The 17,828-nt window shown below is 34.4% G+C and carries 10 protein-coding genes; 6 read left to right on the forward strand and 4 right to left on the reverse strand.

Annotation, left to right across the window (positions count from 1 at the left end; translation table 11 throughout):
- Nucleotides 1-273: 273 nt before the first annotated feature.
- Nucleotides 274-1,953: a PNGase F N-terminal domain-containing protein gene (locus D7004_RS16165; protein WP_123206867.1), complete on the reverse strand. Its 1,680-nt coding sequence runs from the start codon at nucleotides 1,951-1,953 to the stop codon at nucleotides 274-276.
- 75 nt (nucleotides 1,954-2,028) lie between these two features.
- Between D7004_RS16165 and D7004_RS20735 the strand changes: the two genes are divergently transcribed.
- Complete coding sequence (locus tag D7004_RS20735; protein ID WP_167459522.1) at nucleotides 2,029-2,202, forward strand: hypothetical protein; 174 nt, start codon at nucleotides 2,029-2,031, stop codon at nucleotides 2,200-2,202.
- A gap of 16 nt (nucleotides 2,203-2,218) precedes the next feature.
- Here D7004_RS20735 and D7004_RS16170 read toward each other — a convergent pair whose 3' ends face one another.
- The gene (locus tag D7004_RS16170; RefSeq protein ID WP_123206868.1) at nucleotides 2,219-2,707 is read right to left on the reverse strand and encodes a cytidine deaminase; all 489 of its coding nucleotides are present in this window, start codon (nucleotides 2,705-2,707) and stop codon (nucleotides 2,219-2,221) included.
- Nucleotides 2,708-2,855: 148 nt separating this feature from the next.
- Between D7004_RS16170 and D7004_RS16175 the strand changes: the two genes are divergently transcribed.
- Genes D7004_RS16175 through D7004_RS16185 form a run of 3 tightly spaced genes read left to right on the forward strand, consistent with a single transcriptional unit; the run spans nucleotide 2,856 to nucleotide 11,150 of the window.
- The gene (locus D7004_RS16175; RefSeq protein WP_123206956.1) at nucleotides 2,856-7,850 is read left to right on the forward strand and encodes a translocation/assembly module TamB domain-containing protein; all 4,995 of its coding nucleotides are present in this window, start codon (nucleotides 2,856-2,858) and stop codon (nucleotides 7,848-7,850) included.
- A gap of 16 nt (nucleotides 7,851-7,866) precedes the next feature.
- The gene (tamL, locus tag D7004_RS16180; RefSeq protein ID WP_244214364.1) at nucleotides 7,867-10,125 is read left to right on the forward strand and encodes a translocation and assembly module lipoprotein TamL; all 2,259 of its coding nucleotides are present in this window, start codon (nucleotides 7,867-7,869) and stop codon (nucleotides 10,123-10,125) included.
- Nucleotides 10,126-10,133: 8 nt separating this feature from the next.
- Entirely contained in the window at nucleotides 10,134-11,150 is a 1,017-nt protein-coding gene (locus D7004_RS16185) for a YihY/virulence factor BrkB family protein (protein WP_123206870.1), read from the forward strand.
- A gap of 83 nt (nucleotides 11,151-11,233) precedes the next feature.
- Here the strand turns inward: D7004_RS16185 and D7004_RS16190 are convergent, their stop codons facing one another.
- Nucleotides 11,234-13,375, reverse strand: a complete 2,142-nt coding sequence (locus tag D7004_RS16190; protein ID WP_123206871.1) for an ATP-binding protein — start codon at nucleotides 13,373-13,375, stop codon at nucleotides 11,234-11,236.
- Nucleotides 13,376-13,415: 40 nt separating this feature from the next.
- Entirely contained in the window at nucleotides 13,416-15,284 is a 1,869-nt protein-coding gene (locus D7004_RS16195) for a DNA topoisomerase IV subunit B (RefSeq protein WP_123206872.1), read from the reverse strand.
- A 554-nt stretch (nucleotides 15,285-15,838) separates the two neighbouring features.
- Here D7004_RS16195 and D7004_RS16200 point away from each other — a divergent pair.
- Nucleotides 15,839-17,176, forward strand: a complete 1,338-nt coding sequence (locus D7004_RS16200; RefSeq protein ID WP_123206873.1) for an APC family permease — start codon at nucleotides 15,839-15,841, stop codon at nucleotides 17,174-17,176.
- A 140-nt stretch (nucleotides 17,177-17,316) separates the two neighbouring features.
- Nucleotides 17,317-17,676 carry a DUF1304 domain-containing protein gene (locus tag D7004_RS16205; RefSeq protein WP_123206874.1) on the forward strand — a complete coding sequence of 120 codons (360 nt, stop codon included), beginning with the start codon at nucleotides 17,317-17,319 and terminating at the stop codon, nucleotides 17,674-17,676.
- Nucleotides 17,677-17,828: the final 152 nt, after the last annotated feature.

Consider the following 17,828-nt stretch of genomic DNA (forward strand, 5'->3'; position numbering starts at 1 on the left):
TTAATTTATTTTTTCTAACGGATAAATTGAAAGATAGCGAATGTTATAACTTTTAAATCCTCCCCCTGCCTCCTCCAAAGGGGGAGACAAAGTGCAGACAGCATGATGGAATATCAGATTGGTATTGTAAGTTGTTATATTTCCCCTGCCCCCTCCAAAGGGGGAGACAAAGTGCAGACAGCATGATGGAATATCAAATTGGTATTGTAAGTTGTTAATATTTTCCAATCATTTTCTAATCTATTGTAAATCTTGTCAAAAGCCTTAGCTCAATTACTCCGTTCCTAACAACACTCCAGATACATTCCATGCGCTACTGCTCGAACCTTGTGGCGGGCCCATTGGTATGGTAATTTTAATGGAGTGAGTTCCGGCTTTTAAATTTCCTAAATCGATAATATTCGGGTTTGTTACCGTGCCTGGGCACCAGTTCGAACGGCTTAAATCGGATGAAGAAAGTCCTGTTTCGAAGTTACCAGAAGCAGGATTGGATAAACGGTAAGAACCGCAATCTTGTCGCCATGGTACGAAACTAAATACTTCTTTTGCATCCAACCAAATGGTGTTTTTCCTTGGTACAAATTCATCACCTCCACCCCAGCCGCCATGTCCGGTTGTTATGTAGCGTAGCTTTGCATCTTGTATATCTTTATCCAAAGTGAATGAAACTTCCAAACCTTTATCGCTACTAAACATGGTTGCATACTCTTGACCGGCCATTTCCATAACATTTGTAGAATTAAACAAAGGCATAATTACAGCTTTCTCTGGCTTCGGCCGTCCACCATTGTGAAGTGTAATATTTAGTGAAACTTTGTGTCCGCCTTTATCATAATTTCCAATAAAAACAGCTACCCAAACTTCCTTTCCATTTACCATTGGAAACAGTTCGCTAACATCTTGCCTGTAATAAACCTTATCGGCCCAGGTTTTATCTTTTAGCTTTAAATTGTTGTATTTACCAATGCCAAAAGGTGTAAAGAAGCGCATAAGTTCGATTACCGGGTTATAGTTTGAAGTGGCTACAACACCTTGATACTGTTTGCCGTTTCCATTTTGATAAATGGGCAAATCCTTAACCGAGCCTTTAAGTGCATCCATTAAACTGATATTTTTATCCGTTGGAATAATAAACACTGAACCTGTTCTATCATATGCATCACCATTTGATTGTTCAGTTAAATCAACAAAAACATTTGGGTTAGTTTGCAGTTCGGGAAACTTTACTTTGCGGGCAATAACTGTACCGCCAGAAAATTTAAAAACGGAATCGTTTGATTGGGGCTTATCTATAAAATTAATGGTTTCACCTTTAAAAATACTTAATGTTGTAAACCTGCTTTTCCAAAGCAAATCTTTATAAGTTAAGCCATCGGTTAGTTTAAGTTTTGATAAATCTACAGGTTTTGTATTCTTTAATTCTTCAATTTTTGCAGCGGTTATGTAGCTATTTCCGTTTCTAACTTGTTCTAAAACTAAACCCAAATTTTGACCAAGAACCGATGGCGCAGCTTTAATGCCTGCCTCGTTAGTGTACCACAACTCAATCGTATTGGAATTTACTATCGTTTTAGCTTTTTTGCAGGTGTAACCTAAAATTACTTTGGTTTCGTTGCTAAACTCAAAAATTTGTTTAGAAATTGAAGAACTATCTGCAGTGGAAATTTGATTGTTCTGATTTAAATCTGCGATTTGAAATAATATATTATCAGGCTTGTTGATGATGCTTTGCTCAAAAGGAAATTTTCCTTGACCATCTAAAATAGTTGAAGTTGTGATTAAATTTTGATTTACACCTGCAATAATTACTGTAGCATTCCTATCTTCTTTAGGTTTGCCATCTGCAGAGCGCCAATACGTAATTTTATAGGTAACTGTTGGTTTAAGTTTTTGCTGAGACCAAGCTGTACAAGCAAAAAATAGGGAGAAGAGGAATAAGGAAAACTGTTTCATGGATTTTGAAAAATCAAATATAAATAAGATAATTCAGTATCTCTTGATTAGGAAGAAGTGTAACACAATGAATAAATGAATAACCGTCTAGTTGGTTACCAAGCAGCACAAACTGATAATTATAAACCCGACAGCAGCGGCGGCCCCGAATATTTCATGAGGGCTATAGCGAATGGCGGGACTGCTGTTCCAAAAGATTTACCGAACCCTTCATTTCCAAAAAATCTTGATAATTATCTAATTCATTAGTAGCGCTTTAAAAATATTATTTCTCCAACCTATCTTCTACAAAAGCGAAAGGCAATAAACTTTTTATACTAGGCACTTTTAAAACCTCACCATTTAAGCAATAAAAAATTACGGCAATTGGGCTGGCTTGCTTACGTTCAAACTCTGCCATAACTTGCAAACAACCTCCACAAGAAGTTACTGGTTTTAAAATTTCAAAGGCATCTGTTTGTGCGGTAATTGCCATAGCCTCTATAACTGCATTTGGATAGGCTGACCCAATAGAAAAAAGTGCAACACGTTCGGCACAAAGCCCTGATGGATAGGCCAAATTCTCCTGATTGCTACCTAAAATGGTTTCGCCTGTTTTTAAACGAACAGCGGTACCCACCCTAAATTTAGAATAAGGGGAGTAAGAACTTGCCAGCGCCTGTTCTGCCATATTGCAAAGCATCGCATCAGTTTCATTTAACTCATTAATGTTTTGGTATTGCTCAATGCTTATATTTAAGGATATAGACTTCATGTTAAAAAAATTACAAAACCGCCAATGTTAAATAATGATGCGGGGCGAACAATTTAGGATATTTTTTGTAGTAATTACAAAAACAGCCTTAAAATAAATTTTAATGGCATGCTTTTGGCATTCAAAATTCAACCAAACAAAATTAGCTTTGAATAAATACGTACGCAAAAGTCTTAAAGTTTTACTCTGGGTTATCGCATCTATCATCATACTGGTTGTTGGTATTGCTTTATCGCTTAACATTCCGGCAGTACAAAACTTTGTAAAAGGCAAAGCCATAAATTACCTTAAAACCAAAACCAAGACAGAAGTTAGCCTTGAAAGCATAAAAATTGCTTTACCAAAAGATGTGGTTTTAAACAAATTTTACATTGAAGATAAAAAAGGCGATACATTATTATATGCAGAAAAATTGGCGGTAGATATTAGCTTATTTAAGCTGCTTAAAAATACTGTTGAGATAAATAATATTGAACTAAAAAATATACGTGCAAATGTTAAAAGAATAAGTCCTGATACAACTTTTAACTTCTCTTTTTTAGTGGATGCTTTTATGAGCGATCAGAAAAAACCTGAAGAAAAGGTTGATAAAGACACTACATCTACACTTAAATTTTCTATCGACAAGGTTTCATTTGAAGATATTGGGATTACCTACCGCGATGATGTTGCTGGAAATGATGTAAAAGTTTATTTAGGTGCATTTAAAACTAAACTAAAAACTTTCGATTTAGCAAATCAGCATTATGTTATTCGCGATTTAACGTTGAATAACACTTCCCTTAAATATTTGCAACAAAAACCGTTAGTAAAGCTGGTACAACATTTAACAAATAGTGTAGATAGTAGCGAAAAAGCAACTGGTAAATTGCCATTAATTGAAGTTGAGAACTTCGCTTTTAATAATGTAAAAGTAAATTACGACGACCAGATTTCAACTACAAAAGCAATTGCCGATGTTAACGAATTGGGTTTAGTAAATTTAAAGGTAGATTTAAATAACAGCAAATACACCGTTGATGATGCTAAACTGAATAAATCTAACATACTTTTTGCTTTTAAACCAGCACCATCAAATAATTTAAAGAAAGTAAAAGATACTGTTGTGCCAGAAAAATCGACTTTAGGGTTAATTATCAAGAACATTAGCTTGGCAGAAAACACGGTTCAGTTTGATAATTTGGGCACCAAACCTGCATCAAAAGGAATGGATTTCAACCACCTTAAAATTACAGGATTAAATTTTGGTGCAGGTGATGTAAACTACAGTGCTGCAGGCATAAAAGCCAACGTAAAAAATGGTTCGTTAAAAGAGAAAAGTGGCTTTGTTTTAAACGAGCTAAAAGGAAACGCAATTTACAACGATAAGCAGATTAAACTAAGCAACTTCGTTTTAAAAACGCCAAACACAACGATTGAAAATGCTACAGAATTAAATTTCACCTCGATGGATGATTTAACAAAGCATCCTGAACGTGTCAAGCTTGCTCTGAATTTCAAAAACACAACAATTGGTTTAAAAGATGCTGGATTTTTTAGCGATGCTGTTCCTGCAAATTATCGTAATGAAAAAATAAAGCTTAATGCAGATGTTAACGGCTACTTAAACAATTTGAACATTCCACGCTTACAAATAAGCGGACTTAAAAATACCCAAATTGACATTAGTGGAACAGCTAAAGGATTGCCTGATATTAACAAAACCTTTCTAGATTTAAACATCAAAAAACTGTATTTAACTAAAGGTGATATTTTAGTTGTTGTGCCTAAAAAATCGTTACCGCCTAGCATAGAATTGCCTAATGTTATAAATGCAAAAGGTAAGTTCACAGGCTCAATGACAGATTTTAACACCAACATGAACATTCAAACGGACATGGGCGGTGCAATTTTAACGGCTGCAATGAAAGGACCAAAAGGGCGTGAAAGTTACAAAGCCAACGTAAACTTAAATAATTTTAATGTTGGCAGATTGCTAAAAATGCAACCAAAATTAGGTAGAATTACTGTAAAAGCCGATGTTGTTGGAACAGGTTTAGATCCTAAAAAAATCAATGCCAAATTTAACGCAAAAGTACTTAGCGCTTTTTACAATAAATACACTTACAGAAACTTAAGCTTAGCTGGAAATTATAGCAACCAAAACATCAACATAAAAAGCAGCATGCCCGATAGCAATGCCAATTTTGCTTTAGATGCGAAGGTTAATATGACAGGCAAATACCCTGCAATTAAAGCTAATTTGAACTTAAAACAGGTAAATCTGCAGGCTTTAAATTTTAGTCCGACAGTTTTAAGTGCCGCAGGTTTAGTGAAAGTAGATTTGCAAACTGCAGATGCAGATTACCTGAATGGCACTGTTGACATTACCAGCTTGCAAGTTGTAAAAGATGCCCAAAAAATTAATGTTGATACCATTTCAGTTCGTGCCAAATCAACTGAAACTGAAAATGAATTAACCTTAAAATCAGAAATACTTTCTGCAAAAATTGATGGAAAATATCAGCTTTCTAAAGTAAGCAATGCCATCATTAACGAAATAAATAAATATTATGCTTTTGGCACAGTAACCAAAATACCCGATCAAAGGATGAGGTTTTTTGTCAACATTTACGATTCTAAAATTCTGAAACAGTTTGTTCCCGAACTAACTGTTTTTAAACCCTCACAGTTTTACGGTTTAATTGATACACAAAAAGACAGTCTTAAAATTAGAGGTAACTTCCCACAAGTTGTATATGGAGATTTTAAAGTTGATACAACAGTAATTAACATCAATAACGATAATAACAAGCTGGCTTACGCATTAACGGTTAAAGGTTTACAAAGCCCATCCGTATCACTGTTTAACACAGAAATTAGTGGTGATGCAGCAAATAACAATTTGGGTGTTAATATATTTCTTCGCGATAGGCAATTAAAAGATAAATATGTAATTGGCGGAACGTTTCAATCCATCAATAAGGATTTTAAGTTTAGTTTAGATCCTCAAAAACTTTTACTGGATTATCAAAAATGGGTAGTTTCGCAAGATAATTACATTCAATTTGGTGCATCGGGTATTTTGATTAACCAATTTCAAATTAGCAATAGCGGTCAATCCTTATCTATAAACAGTAACCCTACGGCTCCAAATGCGCCTTTAGCGATTGAATTTAAAGATTTTCAGCTCGAAACTTTAACTAAGTTTGCCGAAACGGATACAACATTAGTTGGTGGCCGTTTAAATGGAACTGCTAATGTTAAAGATTTAGCGTCGACTCCAAAATTTGAAGCCAATTTAACTGTAGACCAATTACGTTACCAAAAAGACCAATTGGGAACTTTGAGATTAGCTGTAAACAACAATACGGCAAATGCTTTTGAAGTTAATATGGCGCTTACGGGAGTGCATGAAATGAGGGTTAATGGCTTTTATTATACTGCTCCACAAAGTGCGCTTGATTTAACAGTGAACATTGATAAAATCGAGATGAAAAACATTGAGAGCTTATCACAAGGTCAGTTAAAAAATGGAACAGGAACATTGACAGGAGCGCTTTCCGTTAAAGGCGCATTAACTGCACCAAAAATTCTCGGCGATTTAACCTTTAAAAATGCAGGTATAAATGTGGCTTATGTTAATTCTTATTTCCGCATGCCGAATGAGAAAATCTCATTTACAAATGAGGGAATTAGCTTTAATAATTTTACGTTGATAGATTCACTAAATCAAAAAGCTACTATTAATGGAAAAATCCTGACGAAAGATTATAAAAATTATCGCTTCGGATTGGATATTAGAATGAACAATTTCAGGGCTATAAATTCTACCGCAGCAAATAATGAATTAATTTATGGTACGGTTTTCTTAACCAGCAACATTAAGGTTAGGGGCGATTTAAATCAACCTGATGTAAACATGACGGTTAAGGTAAACAAAGGAACAAAATTCTTTTTCGCTTTACCATCTAGCGACCCATCAGTTATTGATCAGGATGGAATTGTACAGTTTATCGATGCCGATGCGCCACCATTTAACGGACAACGGGCTTTAAAAGTAGATAGTATCAGTAAATCACCTGTAAAAGGCATTAACTTAGTTGCAAATGTAAGCATAGACCCAGAAGCCGAATTAAACGTAGTTGTAGATCCTGCTAATGGCGATGCTTTAAAAGTTCGTGGTGATGCAAATTTAAATGCTACAATGGACCCAAGCGGTAAAATAAGCTTAACGGGTAGATATGAAATTTCTGATGGTTCATATAACTTATCTGTTGGCCCATTGGGTAAGAAAGAATTTAAATTGGTTAAAGGTAGTACCATCATTTGGACAGGTGAACCAACAACTGCAAATGTTAACTTAAGTGCGTTGTACGAAGTTAATGCCGCTCCAATTGATTTGATTAATGATCCATCCAACATCCAGGCGAAAACGAAATTGCCATTTCAGGTATATTTAATGATGAAAGGCGAATTGCTTAAACCAATTATATCTTTCAAACTTGATTTGCCAGAAAATGAGCGTGGAGCACTTAGTGGTATTGTTTACACAAAATTATTAAATGTAAACCGCGATGAAAGTGAGTTGAATAAACAAGTTTTCGCTTTGCTTGCATTAAATAGATTTATAGCAAATAACCCTTTCCAAAGTTTAGCAGGTGGCGGCGGGGGTGTTTCTACGCTTGCCCGCTCAAGTGTGAGTAAATTATTAACCGAACAGCTTAACAATTTAACATCTGATTTAATTCAGGGAGTAGACTTAAATTTCGGTGTAAACTCGTCCGAAGATTACTCTACAGGTTCGATGCAGCAAAAAACTGATTTAGAAATTGGCTTATCTAAAAAGTTGCTTAATGATAGGTTAACCGTAACTGTTGGAAGTTCATTTGCATTGGAAGGTCCGCAAGCACCAGGAGAAAAATCGACAAATATTGCAGGAAACGTAAATGTAGAATATGCATTATCTGCCGATGGAAGATATAGATTAAGGGCTTACAGACGTAACCAAAACGATGTTATTGTACAAGGACAAATTATTGAAACCGGATTAGGGTTTACACTTGTTGTTGATTACAATAAATTTAAAGAGATATTTCAAAAGAAGAGAATTAGAAGAATAAGAAACGTTGAAGAGAAAGCACAAAATGAGACCACTAACTAGACCCTTTTTATTTATAATGGCCTGTTTAGTTTGGGCAGGTTGCAGCAGTACAAAATCGTTAAAGCCGGGTCAGGTTTTATATACCGGTGCAGATGTTATCATAAATCCAGATTCATCAAAAAAAATTGATGACCAGAAACAGGTAAAAACTGATTTGGAATCGAAAACCAGACCACGACCAAATAAATCAATTTTAGGTATAAAATATAAACTTGGAATTTACAACCTTGCCGGCGAACCGAAAAAACCTAAAGGCTTTAAAAACTGGTTAAGAAAGCAAGGCGAACCACCTGTTTTATTAAGTGAGGTAAAGCTTAAATATAATAATGATGTTTTATCGAGCTATTTAATAAGTGAAGGTTATTTGCAAGCCGAAGTTACTGGCGATACTGTTGTAAAAGACAAAAAAGGAAAGGCAATTTACACTGCAATAACAGGTGATAGATATAAAATAAATAAAATAAATTTTCCGCCTGATACCGGAGTTTTGACCAGAATTATAAACGAAAATAAAGGCAAAAGCTTATTAAAAGTTGGTGATTTTTACGATTTGGATGTTTATAAAAATGAGCGAATTAGAATCGATAATGATTTAAAAGAACGTGGTTATTTCTACTTCAGTCCTGATTATTTAATTATGCAGGTTGATAGTACAATTGGGAAGAATTTAGTTAATGTTTCTGTTGCTGTTAAAAACATAGCTCCAGATGCTGGATTAAAGCCTTATACCATTAAAAACATAAATATTTATCCAAATTATTCCCTTAGAAGAGATAGTAATTTACGCAAGCTAAAACCAATTCAGTACAAAGACTTTAATATTTATGATGATAAAAACACGTTCAAACCAAGGCTGTTTGATAGATTGGTGTTTTTTCAAAAGGGCGAATTGTACAATAGAAAAGATCACAATCAATCGCTAAATAGAATGGTTAATGTTGGCGCTTTTCAAGATGTTAGGGCAGAATTTCTACCTTTGGATAGTTTCAAGAACGACCAAATGGATTTAAATATTTACTTAACTCCGTTAAAGAAAAATTCGTTAACTTTTTCTGTAACCGGTACGAGTAAATCAAACAACTTTGTTGGGTCGGAAGTAAAGGTAACGCAAACCACCAGAAATCTATTTCGTGGTGCAGAACAATTAGATGTAAGTGTAAGTGGTGGCTTTGAAACCCAAACAAGAGGAACATCATTAGGAAGAAACCAAATCTCTCTAACTGCCGAAGGTAAATTAACTTTCCCTAGACTTATTGTACCGTTTTATAAACCAAATTCAACTACTGCATTTATCCCAAAAACGATAACATCGCTTTCTTACCAAATGCTTAATCGCGGCTCTGAATATACGTTGCATGCGCTGAAAGGTGAATTTGGATATAATTTCAAGGAAAATATTTATAAGGAACATAATTTAAATCCTATATCTATCAGCTACGTTTCAACAAGTTTTCCAGATAGCACAACACAAACTCGAATTTTTAACGAAAATCCATTATTAAGATCAACGCTAGAAAATCAATTCATCATTGGTAGTAGTTACAACTTTACCTACACTAACCAAATGGAAGATAGCAGAAGAAATAATTCTTATTTCTTTGGAGGAATTGAAACCGGTGGAAATGTTTGGGGTTTATTTGCACCAAAAAATGACGAAAATCAAAAATCAATTTTTAATATTCCATTAACCCAGTTTGTTAGGCTAGAAGCCGATTTTAGAAATTATTATAAAATTAATAAAAGCTTAATTTGGGCAAACCGTTTAAATTTGGGTTATGGTTATGCGTATGGCAATAGCACATCATTACCATTTGTTAGGCAATTTTTTGCAGGTGGTGGTAACGATTTAAGGGCATTTCCAGCCAGAGCATTAGGTCCGGGTACATTTAAAGTTGCAGATTCTGCTGTATTTGCCGACCAAGGTGGTGATATTAAGTTAATGCTTAACTCTGAACTACGATTTAAAATTGTGAGCGTGCTTTACGGTGCATTATTTGCTGATGCAGGTAACGTTTGGTTAAGAAAAGAAGATCCATTAAGACCAGGTTCAGAATTTAAAGCCAAAAATGTTTTAAATGAACTCGCAGTAGGCACTGGTGCTGGCTTAAGAGTTGATGCAACTATTTTTGTTATTCGTTTAGATGTTGCATTTCCTGTTAGAAAACCTTATTTACCAGAAGGACAAAGATGGGTATTTGATAGTATTGCGTTTGGCAACAAAGATTGGCGCAGAGAAAATTTAATTTTTAATATTGGTATTGGTTATCCTTTCTAATTTTTACTATGAAAGCAGTTCATAAGGTTAAACATTTCTTTATTGCACTTTATCATTTATTTATTGCCGCCGGAAAAGGTTTTGCAGAAGATAGAATTTTAAAGTTAAGTGCTGCTCTTGCCTATTATACAATATTCTCTTTAACGCCGCTAATTATTATTGTTCTTTCGGCAGCAACCTTATTTTTTGGTGAGCGAATGAAAACCAGAGATAAGTTTTTTACTGAAATTACAGAACTGGTTGGAAAAGATGCTGCAACACAAATTCAAGGATTTGTTGAGCATGCAAATAAAACCGGGCAATCTACCATCGGATTAATAATTGGTATAGCAACACTAATAATTGGTGCTACTGCAATATTTATTGAAATCCAGGATAGTATCAATATGATTTGGAAAGTAAAAGCTATGCCAAAAAAAGGCTGGCTAAAAATGCTTACCAATAGATTATTATCCTTTTCACTAATCATTTCCATGGGATTTTTACTTTTGGTTTCGCTTGTAATCAATAGCATAGTTGTTGGTTTAGGCGATAAAATCGTATCGCTCATATCTCAAACTAAAATTGATGATGTAATTCCCGTTGCGAATGACACCATGGCTTTACTCATCTATATCTTAAATAATGTAATAACCTTAGCGGCTGTAACGGCTGTATTTACGATTATATTCAAGGTATTGCCAGATGTAGAAATTAAATGGAAATCGGCAATTATTGGCGCCCTGTTTACCGCTCTATTATTTAGTTTGGGTAAATACTTAATTGGAATTTATATCGAAAAAGGAAGCACAGTTTCTGCATTTGGTGCAGCTGGTTCCATTATAATTATTTTACTTTGGATATATTATACCTCAGTTATATTGTACTTTGGAGCCGAATTTACGCAGGCTTACGCAGAAAAGTACGATGGAGGAATTGCACCAAGCAAATACGCAGTGTTTACCAAAATTACTATCGTAGAGAAAGTTGTTGACGTATTGCCTCCGCAGCATCCTGAAGATACCGTTAATGCACCAGATAAATAATATTTGTAAACTATCTACAGGATTGACTTGAATTAATGAATAGGTAGATAAGTGCTTTAAATTTCGATTTTATAAATATCCATCTATTTTAAATAAGCAATCATTTTTTCAATCAGTTCTTTCTCTAAAAAAGGCTTTAGAACCAACTCATTCATCCCCGATTCAAGATATTTAGCTCTATCTTCTTCCATAACGTTTGCGGTAACACCTAAAATTGGAATGTTCCTTTTTAATTCATCATCGCAATTTCGTATTTTTTTGGTCAGCTCTATTCCGCCCATTTCAGGCATCTGAATATCTGTTAAAATAACATCGTAATGATTTTCATTAAATAATTCAAACGCCTGCAAGCCATTGTATGCAGCATCGTAACTCAGTTTATATTTTTTTAAAATGGTGCTTGCCAACAAAATATTAAGCATGTTATCATCAGCTAAAAGCACTTTTTTATTTTTTAATAAGTCAGTATCCTTTACTCCTATTGCTCGGCTAACAACTGCATCTTTAACCTTGTCTGTAATTTCAACTGGCAATTCAAAAGCAAAAGTAGAGCCATGGCCCTCCTCACTTTTAACTGAGATGGTTCCGCCTTGAAATTCAACTATCTTTTTACATATTGCTAAACCTAAACCTGTGCCTTGTTGCTTCTCTTTAGTAGATGAGTAGTAAACTTGAGCAAATTCATCGAAAATAACTTTCTGATCAACTTCATTGATACCCATGCCTGTATCTACTACACTAACTTTCAAATGCGCATTATTTTCTATAGTATTCTCTAATTCTACATTTAAAGTTACTGCACCAGTATTTGTGAATTTTATAGCGTTACTTAATAAATTCATCACCACTTGTTTTAAACGCAATGGGTCGCCGAGAATAAAAATATTTTTATCAACTGACATATTCAGAACAAACCCGATCTTCTTTTTTTCAGCCAAAATTGTCATGCCATCAAATACATCGTTAATGGTAACGAATAGCGAAAAAGGGATTTTTTCGAAAAGGACTTTGCCAGTTTCGTATTTAGAAAAATCAAGAATTTCATTTACAACTTCGAGTAACATCACGGATGAATTTCTAATTGCGTTGACTTGCTCCTGTTGTTCGGATTCTAAATTAACCTGTGTTAACTGCTCCGAAAACCCAACAATAGAATTTAAAGGTGTTCTAATTTCATGACTCATATTTGCCAAAAACCTACTTTTAGAAACTGCATACATAGATGTTTTGTTACTATAATCTATCAAAGCTTTTTCGCTTTTGTATAAATTATAAATGGTGTAAAAAACAAAAAGTAGCAATCCGCCAGCTAAAATCAACAGCAGTAATGTAAATTTATCAAGGTTCTCTACCGTATTATAGGCGGTATAATTTATTTCCTGCTGAACGGATGAATAATAATCTTTTTCATTGGATTTATATTCTTTCAATCCGTTTACAATGGTTTCTATCAGTTTATGATTAACATCTAACAGCTCCTTCTCCTTATCTTTTAGCCGCTTATTAATCCGGTAAAGATTTAAATAATAATCGTTTATGGCTTTTAGCTGCAATTTATTATATGCAACATTTATCGAAGCCGTGTCAGCAGATACTATGGTTTTTATTAGGGTAGATTTAGAACTATCTGTGGCTTTTTTTTCTTTTGCATTAATGGCTGCGATTATTCTACCAAAGAATTTCCTTTTGGGCTGCGCAACTATTTTTGGTTTTAAGGTATCAATGGTTATAATACTTTTAAATTGACGAGCGGTAAATAGCCTGCTTTTCGGATTAATTTTTTCAACATCCTTATCAACCTCAATAGAAAAGTTTATTAAACTATCTGATAGTCTTTTTAAAACGATGAATTGTGCGGTTCTTAGTTTTTTCTGCTTAATAAGTTTATTAAATGCCTCTTTTGAAAGTGACCGCTCTGAATAATTTTGCTCCTCGATTGCATCCATAATCGAAGAGATTTCTTTAATCTCTGCAACAAACTGATTGTAATAAACCCTTTCCCCACTAACAACATACATTCTGCAGCTGTTTTCTGCATTGTAGAGTTTAAAAATACAGCTATCAAGTTTGGTAAAATCATTTTGAACCTGAACGATTTTATTTACTGATTTTAAAAGTGGTATTTTTGAGAAATTAATGAATAAACCTGCAGTTATTCCAAAAATTAATAGAATTAAAAATACGACTATCAGATACTTTCTTGCTGTCTTTTTTGTGGGTTTCAATTGAGTTGAATTAATTTGTGATTAAGTCAACGCCGTTATTCTATGCTACTTCATCGATAATTTTAGGTTCTTCCGTTACTTCGTCTTTCTCTACGCGTAAATTTCTGATGATGTGTTGCTGCCTATCCGGGGTGTTCTTTCCCATATAATATTCTAGCAAACTTTTAATGGTTTGGTCTTTCAAAATAACAGGATCCAGCCTGATATCTTTACCAATAAACAAACCAAATTCATCTGGAGAAATTTCTCCCAATCCTTTAAAACGAGTAATTTCGGGCTTACTCCCTAATTTTTCGATTGCACTCCGGCGTTCTTCATCGCTATAACAATAAATGGTTTCCTTTTTATTTCGTACCCTAAATAATGGGGTTTGTAAAATGTAAACGTGTCCTGCTTTTACTAAGTCAGGAAAAAATTGAAGGAAGAAAGTCATCATTAATAACCTAATGTGCATTCCATCTACATCGGCATCAGTTGCAATAACAATATTGTTGTAATGCAAACCTTCTAGACCATCTTCAATATTTAAAGCATGCTGCAAAAGGTTAAATTCTTCATTTTCATAAACCACCTTTTTGGTTAGTTCATAACAGTTAAGCGGCTTACCTTTTAAGCTAAAAACTGCCTGGCAATCCACATCACGAGATTTGGTTATTGAACCCGAAGCAGAATCTCCTTCTGTAATAAATAATGTTGTTTCGTATCTTTTTTCGTGTGTAGTATTGAAATGTACTTTGCAATCGCGAAGTTTCTTATTGTGTAGTGATGCTTTTTTGGCTCTATCATTTGCCAGTTTTTTAATTCCAGCAATATCCTTACGCTCCCTTTCCGATTGATTGATGCGTTTCAGTAATGCATCGGCAACATCAGGGTTTTTATGTAGGTAATCGTCCAATTCCTTTTTAACGAAATCGTTTATAAAAGTGGCAACTGATGGCCCTTCAGGACCCATATTTTGAGAACCTAGTTTGGTTTTAGTTTGCGATTCGAATACCGGCTCTTGAACACGAACAGATATTGCAGCAATAATAGATGAACGAACATCTGACGCTTCAAATTCTTTCTTGAAAAACTCTCTAACTGTTTTAACTACTGCCGCCCTAAAAGCAGCTTGATGTGTTCCACCCTGGGTTGTGTGTTGCCCGTTAACAAAAGAATGATAATCTTCACCGTATTGCTGACCATGAGTCATCGCAATTTCAATATCGTTACCAATCATGTGGATTATTGGGTAACGAATCTCTTCTGGTTTATTAAATTTCGAAAGCAAATCGTAAAGACCTCTTTCTGAGAAATATTTTTGATTATTAAAATTTACGGTTAAACCTGTATTTAAAAACACATAGTTCCAAACCATGCTTTCAACAAAATCAGGTATATAATGGTAATTTCTGAAAATGGTTTCATCTGGATAAAAAGTAATAGATGTACCATTGCGTTGCGTTGTATCAATAATTGGTTGCTCGTTAACAATTTCGCCTTTAGAAAACTCAACTTTTTTAGTTTTACCATCGCGATAAGATTGAACAACAAAATTTGTAGAAAGCGCATTTACAGCCTTTGTACCAACTCCATTTAAACCAACAGATTTTTGGAAAGCATTGCTATCATACTTACCGCCGGTATTTATCTTGCTTACACAATCTATAACTTTCCCCAAAGGGATACCTCGACCATAATCTCGTATGTTTACCTTTTGCTCAGAAACTGTAATTTCAATGGTTTTGCCGCTACCCATTACAAACTCATCAATAGAGTTATCTACAATTTCTTTTAACAAAACATAAATTCCATCGTCTTGCGCAGAGCCATCACCAAGCTTACCGATGTACATACCGGGGCGTAGTCTGATGTGTTCTTTCCAATCTAATGAACGAATACTGTCGTCGTTATAAATTACTTCTGCCATAAATTTTGTTATTGTTTGTCAGTTTGATAAAACTTTGCATAAACACAAAGCAGCCATACCGAGGGATGGTCGGGTGAGGCTTTAATTACTAACATGACAAGTATTTAGGAATGATTTGATACCGAGAATTTTAAAATTATTGTTTTGATAGTTTCGCAAATCTCGAATAGCAAAAATTGTTAAACAAAAATAGATTTATTCTACGAAGCAAACAAAATAAAATTTCAACAAAAATGGAAGATGTAAGAGGGAAGATGGATGGTGGGGAAATCTAGGATGTAAGAGCGAAGATGGACGATGCATAATGTAGGATGTAAGAGGGAAAATGGACGACGGCAAAATCGGGTCTGTACTATGTCAATCAATAATTTTGCTATCCAACTTCGTAATCTATCATCCATTTCCCATCACCCATCTTCCATTTCCCATTTTCCATCGTCCATCTCCCATTTCCCATTTACCATCGTCCATTCCCCCCTCATCCGTTTTACATTATCCATCTCCCGTCTTCCATAATTTCCCTATCTTCATCCCTTAAATTTATTCTATCCTTAATGCAACAAAAAAAGCAACTTTCGCTCTTCGATTTATCCATGATTGTGGTAAGTTTGGTTATAGGAATGGGTATTTTTCGTACGCCTGTTAACGTTGCAGCTAAAGCCCAAATTCCTGAACTTTTTTACCTGGCTTGGTTTATTGGCGGTTTTGTAGCCTTTTGTGGTGCACTAACCTATGCAGAGATTGGTTCTCGTTACCCAGTTACCGGTGGTTATTATAAAATATTTTCTACTGCTTATCATCCGTCAATTGCATTTGCCATAAATTGTATTGTACTAATTTCGAGTGCGGCATCGGTAGCTGCCATTTCTATAATTGGTGCAGAATATTTAAGCAAAATTATTTTACCCTCAGCAATGCAAACTGATATATACAGAGTTGCAATTGCCATTGTAACAATTTTAGTTTTTTATTTAATTAATCTTTTGGGTTTAAAAGCAAGTTCTAAAACGCAAAACATTTTAACAGTTATTAAAATCGGACTTATTTTAACCCTTATTTGTGCTGTATTTTTTGGTGAGCAACCGCAAACCATTACACCAGTTTTTAAAACAGCAAATGGCACATTACCAACATGGTCTGATTACGGAAAAGCGTTAGGTTTATGTTTAATTGCGGTTTCATTTTCGTACGCGGGTTATGCACAAACCATTAATTTTGGCGGCGAAGTAAAAGAAGCAAAAAAAGTAATTCCTCGTTCTATAATTATTGGTTTAACAATAATTGTAATGCTTTATTTAGCCATTAATTACGTTTATGTGAAGGTTATCGGTTTCGAAGAATTAAAATCAGCAGAAAGTATTGCAGCAATTTTGGCGGCTAAAATATTTGGTCCGGCGGGCTACAACTTACTTTCGGTAATTATATTTATTTCGGTAATGGGCTATGTAAATGTGAATTTACTCAGCAACCCAAGAGCTATGTTTGCCATGGGCGAAGAAGGTGCTTTACCAAAAGTTTTTAGCAACATGAATAAAAAAACCGAAGTAATGACATTAAGCTTAACCGTTTTTACCATTGCAGCAGTGGTTATAATATTCTACGCTAAAACATTCGATAAAATTTTAAACTACACCATATTTTTAGAAAGCATTAGCATGGCCAGCTCGGCAGCAACCATTTTTATTTTGAGAAAACGTACAGCTCATCTCGATAAAAAAACCATTTACACGGTTCCCTTATATCCAATTTTACCCATCATATTTATCGCAGCTTATACATTTGTTGCCTTTAGTATTTATGCTGATGACCCAAATGCAGCGCTAAATGGACTGTATATTTTTATTGGCTTTTTAATTATTTATTTCGTTTCGAGGTTATTGAGCAAGAAATAATTAAACATTTTTTTATGGGTTTGGAAATATTATTTTCGTCTCCTTATTAGATACAATCACTCCAAAAAATTAGGATTGAAAAAAAGTCATTGATAAAATTAATTGATTTATTGTATCTTCATTTTACCAAACAAAATGATATGCAACTAGCAGCACAAATTTTAATCGGCTTAATTGCTATAATCCACATCTATATCCTCTGGTTAGAAATGTTCGCGTGGACCACCAAAGCGCCTAAAGTTTTTACCGTATTACCCAAAGAATTATTTCCACCTACAAAAGTGTTGGCAGCAAACCAAGGCTTGTACAATGGCTTTTTGGCAGCAGGATTAATCTGGTCTTTGTGCATTAGCGACCATCAATGGAAATTCTATGTAGCAATCTTCTTTTTAAGCTGTGTTCTAATTGCAGGAATTTATGGGGCAGCAACAGCAAGTAAGAAGATACTTTTTGTACAAAGCGTGCCGGCATTAATTGCATTGATTTTATTGCATTTGTAATTTTTCGTGGATAAGCAGAATTACAAGATAAGCGTTTCGATTTTTAATGTAGAAGATATTTAAGAATCACGCAAGCTGGACTACGTTAATATCGACTTTAGAAGGTCTTATATCTTCCTATATTCCTTATATGGTGCATAATTCTCAAAATC

Source organism: Pedobacter jejuensis, from assembly GCF_003725795.1.
Classification (GTDB): Bacteria; Bacteroidota; Bacteroidia; order Sphingobacteriales; family Sphingobacteriaceae; genus Pedobacter; species Pedobacter jejuensis.

Coding starts and splice junctions, on each gene's coding strand:
- D7004_RS16165 (WP_123206867.1), bottom strand. CDS start 1,953: ATGAAACAGTTTTCCTTATTCCTCTTCTCCCTATTTTTTGCTTGTACA.
- D7004_RS20735 (WP_167459522.1), top strand. CDS start 2,029: ATGAATAACCGTCTAGTTGGTTACCAAGCAGCACAAACTGATAATTAT.
- D7004_RS16170 (WP_123206868.1), bottom strand. CDS start 2,707: ATGAAGTCTATATCCTTAAATATAAGCATTGAGCAATACCAAAACATT.
- tamL (WP_244214364.1), top strand. CDS start 7,867: ATGGCCTGTTTAGTTTGGGCAGGTTGCAGCAGTACAAAATCGTTAAAG.
- D7004_RS16185 (WP_123206870.1), top strand. CDS start 10,134: ATGAAAGCAGTTCATAAGGTTAAACATTTCTTTATTGCACTTTATCAT.
- D7004_RS16195 (WP_123206872.1), bottom strand. CDS start 15,284: ATGGCAGAAGTAATTTATAACGACGACAGTATTCGTTCATTAGATTGG.
- D7004_RS16200 (WP_123206873.1), top strand. CDS start 15,839: ATGCAACAAAAAAAGCAACTTTCGCTCTTCGATTTATCCATGATTGTG.
- D7004_RS16205 (WP_123206874.1), top strand. CDS start 17,317: ATGCAACTAGCAGCACAAATTTTAATCGGCTTAATTGCTATAATCCAC.